This window comes from Gluconacetobacter sp. (assembly GCF_047721585.1).
GTDB lineage: Bacteria > Pseudomonadota > Alphaproteobacteria > Acetobacterales > Acetobacteraceae > Gluconacetobacter > Gluconacetobacter dulcium.
This window is the reverse complement of the sequence record NZ_JBDNXE010000002.1, coordinates 17,000-22,054: the sequence shown is the minus strand read 5'-3', so window position 1 is coordinate 22,054 and position 5,055 is coordinate 17,000. Positions and strand designations below refer to the sequence as shown.

The following is a 5,055-nucleotide window of genomic DNA, read 5'->3' as shown; positions in this document are numbered from 1 at the left end:
TTTGGCCCGGCGCCCTGCGATATTGTCTTGGGGGTCGTGGCGGGGGTCCCGGGCGGGGTCCCGGCCCCGCCCGCCCGTCAACCACGTCAGTGTGGCGCTACGCCAGGCATCCCGGGCCACGTCATTGGCACGCCGGCGATCGGTCGATCCCCTGCGCTGCGCTCCGGGTGGTGCGACACCGTGTCTGGCGCGCCCCCGCCCACGGTTAGGCCGTATACGTGTTCCGTCCAGACAGGTGATGCGCGGAGCGTCTTGGCCAGAAGTAACGACGGTGGATAGCAGGATCCAAATCTGCAATAAATATAAATTATATCTGAGATTTTCGCGCGTTAATATTGACGATGATTCGATTTCTGTACTACGATTACCACATTCGCAGCGAATGTATGCGAAACGGGCGCCTCGCCGTTCATCGGGGGCAGGAACCTACCATATGGACCTCGGACTCAGCACGCTGACCGATGACCAGCTCGTCGAGCTGGTGCGCGCCATTTCGACCGAGATGGCCCAGCGAAATCCGTCTGTCCTCGACGCCGCCAAGCGAGCGATGATGGACGTTGTGGCCCAGGCCACACAAAGCCAGGACATGACCTGGTCGATCAAAAAATGGCTCGGAAAGATGGTGGTCGACCATCTCGGCGAGGGCTGGAAACTCAACGTCTGGAATGCACGCGATCGGGACGAAACCCGGGTTTATCTCGAGCACGCTGGCACCGACCGGCGTGGGCGCGACGCCATGAAATATTGTTACTATGTCACTGGTGGCGAAAAATTCCCGCCCGGCTCGCTGTCCCTGGTCAATGGCAGCAACAAAAAGACGGCTGACAACACTATCGTCACGATTGTCGCCAAAAGCGCATTCGCGCGCTTTCCCACGGGCGTCACCATCGAGTGCGACCGGGCCGCACAGACAGATTACGCTACACCCCCAGAGCCGGTTGAACTCACCGAACATTTGGAGAAACTTGCTGTCCGGGCTCGTTACGACGCGGATCGCAATGCCGAGCGGGAGCGTATCTGGGGCGAGGAACTGGAATCCGTGCGGGCTGAAATCGCTGCGCTTGCAGCGCAGCGCGGCCGGCGTATCTGGGGCCCGTATCCGACCGTCAACGACCTCGGGACAACGGACCCGGATTACAATCGCCTCAAGCAGGATATGGACGTCGCGACCGAGCGGGCGCGCGCCAGGCTGGAAGCGTGGGACGCTGAACACCCGGAGCCAAAGTGATGGATAATCCAAAGGGCAGGGGCGCGTTGGCGTCCCCTCTCGCCGCCCTGGTGGCCCGTGCCGCGGCCAGTCTCCCGACCGAGACTGGCGCGACCGCAGCCGCCGGCGCCCAGCGCCAAAATGGCGGATTTACCGTAATCCTCGCCGACGTTTCGTCGTCAATGGCGGATTATGCCGGCGCGCGTCGGAAATGCGACATTCTGGAGGATGCCATAGCTCCGGCCGTCAGAGACGGGGCCCACGTCGTCGCTTTCGGGAGTTACGCCAAGGACCTGCCAGCAGGAGGGCACCTCCCCCCGCCGGCAGGCAGTACGGCACTGCATCTCGCGCTTCGCCATGTCGAGGCCATGCGGCCGCGCCGGCTGGTCGTCGTCAGTGACGGAAGACCCGACGACCCCGCCGCCGCCCTGCGGGCGGCCGATCGGCTCGGATATGTGCGCATCGACGTGATCTACTGTGGACCCGATCACGATGGCGAAGCTCTGCGATTCATGCAGCGCCTCGCGCGGGGCGGCGGCGCCGCCTCTGCTCACGATATGGCACGCGAACCCCAGAGGCTCGCCAACACCCTCAAACGCCTCGCCGGGCCTGCCGGAATTTGACGAATCACCCCAACCGCCGCCCAGGTGCGGAGCACGCAAACAGGCATCTCCTGCGCAGGACATATCTCGCATTCTGCATCGGGGCGGGCCTTCAGCCCGCCGACGTCGAACGTCTGCTCCTCTCACGCGGCCATGCCATGACCGCCGACCGGCTCCGTGCTCTCGGCCGGCAAGCAGGCCCTGCCGCGGTTATCACCACCACGGAACTCTACGATCTAGTCTCCGCATGGGCCCAAGAGCAGGCCACGAAGCGAGGTGACCAAAAGTGACGAAACTCACCCATCTTACGCTCAACACCGGCCATCTCACCCGCACATCCCGCGCGGATGTCGACCAGGCCGTCGTCGACGCCCTCCTCCCGATCGTCGACGCGGACGGGGGAGCGATACCAGGTATCCCCGGCTGGTATCTCGACTTCATGCGTCCCCTCAACCAGGACCGATCCGCGCCGGTCAATGGTGCGGCCTTCTTCCAGATTTCCGACCAGCCAGGGCGCAGCCCCCTGCCTGCCGTCCTCGCTGTCGCGTGCTGGGAGGAAAGTATGGCACCCGCAGCCTGGAAGCAGATCATCCAGGGCTATAACGCCCTCGAGCCGGCACTCCACTCCGCCGGCATCTGGCGCGCTCCCCCTCCCGCACACCCACGCCAGACACCCTGGCTCGTCGTCGCCCTCACGCCGTTCATCGCACTCGCAGACGCCGAAAACGCCAAGGCGTTCGGTGACCTCGAGCGCGCTGTCGCCTGGGCCCTCACCCTCTGATCTGCCCACCCGGCCCCGTCATCGGCTGGCCGGCGATCGGGCGTTCCCCTGCGCTGCGCTCCGGGTCGCGTGACCCGGGCTCCGCCCCGAGCCCCCTGCGGGGTCTCGGCCATTCGGCGGATCCCGCTAACGCGCTGCGTGGGCGGCGCCGCGTGGCAAGCATGCCGCCGAAGTAATGGGCGGCGAGGGGAGGAAGACGGCTCCTCGAAGCCGCCCGTGAGCAATAAACCGCTGTTCGGCAGAGCCATGTCCGGCGTGGACGCGCTTCGCGCGGCCTACGGCTGCGGCGTGCTACGCCGCATCCACGCTGCGAGCGTATTGTGCAGCGCTATACTGCCTGCTCAAGAAGCATAGAAGCCTGAAAGGCCATGTATCCGTCAATGATATAATCTTGGTGGCCGATTATTATTTATAATGGCATGAGCGCAGTACATGGCTTAACGGTTTGATATGCAATAATACTTATATTCATTCGGCCGGAATGCAGCTATTCTTTTCTTGTCGAGAGGGATTGGCCCTCCGAGCGCCCCGGCCGGGAACTTCCCCTTCCCGACCGGGACTTCGCCAGAATGAAGGATGATTTCATGTCCGACGTAGCCAACGCTATGAACCAAGCCATGACCGCCGCGCAAGAGAAGAAGGGCACGCGCAAGGTCGCGCCGCAGGCCCGCAAGGCCGCCGCCGCCCGCCAGCGCACGCAGGCCCTGTCCGCGCCGACGCTGGCCGATATCCTGCGCCTCGTGCCCAATGACGACCAGATGACCAAGATCGTCAATGCGTTCGGCGTGGAGAGCGGTGACGTGGACGAGCTGACCGGCGCGGGCTCGAACCTGATCCGGGACCAGTATGCGCTCCTGTCGCCCGTGCTGGTTTCCACCATCCGGGGGGAGGCGAATTATCAGGGCCTCAAGCTCCATCTCGATCGCGTCGTGGACGGTTTGATCCGCTCGGCCTACGGCGCCGCCAATTTCTACGAAAACCGCCGCATGATCGCCAAGGACGCCGCCGATAGCTGGGCCAACCAGCACCGCGATGAAGACCGCATGGGCGTGGATGGCGGCGACAACCGCGTTGCCGGGCTCCGGCGCATCGCCGCCGAGAACGGCGCCAAAGCCTACGCGCTGGCCGCGCTGGCCGCCGGCGCTTGCGCCGCATACGCCGAAATCATGGGCGCGGAGTGGAAACCCTACCAGCGCGACGATGGTCGCACCCTCGACCAGAAAGTGGCCGCCGCTCAGGCCGACGCCCTCGGCTTCTGACCACCACGCCGGGCCGCCCACCGCGGCCCGGCATCCGTCATGGAGATTTCCTTGCGACCACTTCTGCGCCGCATCTTGCGCTCACTTCTGCCGCCGCCCCAAGTGCCGAAGCACAAGGAAGACCGGTTCAAGGCTCTTGCTGGGGTGCTCCAGACAATCGCTCTCAGCACATGGGGCCTTGGTCTCGTCTCTCCCCTTATCGCAGGAGCCGGTACCATCACCCCCCGCAAGGTCGTGGTGGCCCTTGTGCTCGGGGTCGCGTTCGAACTCGCATCTTTGACACTGCTCGCCTACGTCCCATATGATGATGCGAGTAAGGGAGGCTAGACCATGGACACCATGACTCAGGGATTCCTTTATATCCTCATTCCGGCAGCCGTGCTGACGGTTTGTCTCGGTCTCGCAATCGGCCCTCTTGCGGATCGCCTTGCGAAGTATCGCAAGGCGCTGCGATAGCAGCGCAAGACAAGTCCAATACGAAGGGCGGCCGACGGCCGCCCTTTTTATTTTCTGACCTTCAATTAACGATCCGTCGTACGCTCGACCGCGAAAGCGTTCTTTCCACGGGCCGCGTTGCCCCCGTTTACCACATATCCACCGGCCGCGATCCAGACTCTTGGCGGTCGATCGCGGCCGGTGGATATGCTCCGGCGTCCCTGCGGGACGCCTCCGGCCCTGCGGGCTGGAAAACGGGGACAACGCTCCGGTCGGCGGAGCCGGCCACAGTCAACCGCCCTTCATCTCCCGGATGAAGCCCAGTCCGGAACTCGCCGCGCGCGGCGCCCTCACCGGTCTGAAAGGCTTTGGCGGCGGCATCCGTCGCGGCTATCGCCCAATTGGTTTTTCTCGCTCTGCTCGCCTATATCCCGGACGACTCCCGAAAGAGGACTGACACATGGACGGTTTTTTGCGCGCGATCGTGCTTGTCGCCTTGCCGTTCTGCCTGGCAGTCGGACTCTTCGCCCTCGCTTTGGGGCCAATTGCCAACCGGCTTTCCCAGTTACGCGAGACGCTGCGATAGCAACACCACCAGCGCTATTCGCTGAAAGGCGGCCGTCGGTCGCTCTTTCATGCGCCGCCCCTCAATTGAAGACGGGTCGTACGCTCGATCGGGGCACCGCTCTTCCCGCGGGGCACGTTGCCCCCGTTTGCCACATATCCACCGGCCGCGATCCAGACTCTTGGCGGTCGATCGCGGCCGGTGGA

General features: G+C 64.1%; 5 protein-coding genes. All 5 read left to right on the top strand.

Annotated features, from left to right (window positions below):
- Nucleotides 1-433 precede the first annotated feature (433 nt).
- The 5 genes from ABF821_RS00665 (at nt 434) to ABF821_RS00645 (ending at nt 4,305) form a co-directional block, all read left to right on the top strand.
- The gene (locus ABF821_RS00665) at nt 434-1,228 is read left to right on the top strand and encodes a hypothetical protein (protein WP_415528696.1); all 795 of its coding nucleotides are present in this window, start codon (nt 434-436) and stop codon (nt 1,226-1,228) included.
- Nucleotides 1,228-1,830, top strand: coding sequence for a vWA domain-containing protein (locus ABF821_RS00660; RefSeq protein WP_415528695.1), 603 nt, complete (start codon nt 1,228-1,230; stop codon nt 1,828-1,830). The genes ABF821_RS00665 and ABF821_RS00660 overlap by 1 nt, the downstream gene beginning before the upstream one ends.
- A gap of 265 nt (nt 1,831-2,095) precedes the next feature.
- Complete coding sequence (locus ABF821_RS00655; RefSeq protein WP_415528694.1) at nt 2,096-2,590, top strand: hypothetical protein; 495 nt, start codon at nt 2,096-2,098, stop codon at nt 2,588-2,590.
- A 569-nt stretch (nt 2,591-3,159) separates the two neighbouring features.
- Nucleotides 3,160-3,849: a hypothetical protein gene (locus ABF821_RS00650; protein ID WP_415528693.1), complete on the top strand. Its 690-nt coding sequence runs from the start codon at nt 3,160-3,162 to the stop codon at nt 3,847-3,849.
- 330 nt (nt 3,850-4,179) lie between these two features.
- Nucleotides 4,180-4,305 carry a hypothetical protein gene (locus tag ABF821_RS00645; protein WP_259657216.1) on the top strand — a complete coding sequence of 42 codons (126 nt, stop codon included), beginning with the start codon at nt 4,180-4,182 and terminating at the stop codon, nt 4,303-4,305.
- Nucleotides 4,306-5,055 lie beyond the last annotated feature (750 nt).

What these genes read in the sequence shown, in the direction of transcription:
- ABF821_RS00665 (WP_415528696.1), top strand. Translation starts at nt 434, where the DNA reads ATGGACCTCGGACTCAGCACGCTGACCGATGACCAGCTCGTCGAGCTG.
- ABF821_RS00660 (WP_415528695.1), top strand. Translation starts at nt 1,228, where the DNA reads ATGGATAATCCAAAGGGCAGGGGCGCGTTGGCGTCCCCTCTCGCCGCC.
- ABF821_RS00650 (WP_415528693.1), top strand. Translation starts at nt 3,160, where the DNA reads ATGAAGGATGATTTCATGTCCGACGTAGCCAACGCTATGAACCAAGCC.
- ABF821_RS00645 (WP_259657216.1), top strand. Translation starts at nt 4,180, where the DNA reads ATGGACACCATGACTCAGGGATTCCTTTATATCCTCATTCCGGCAGCC.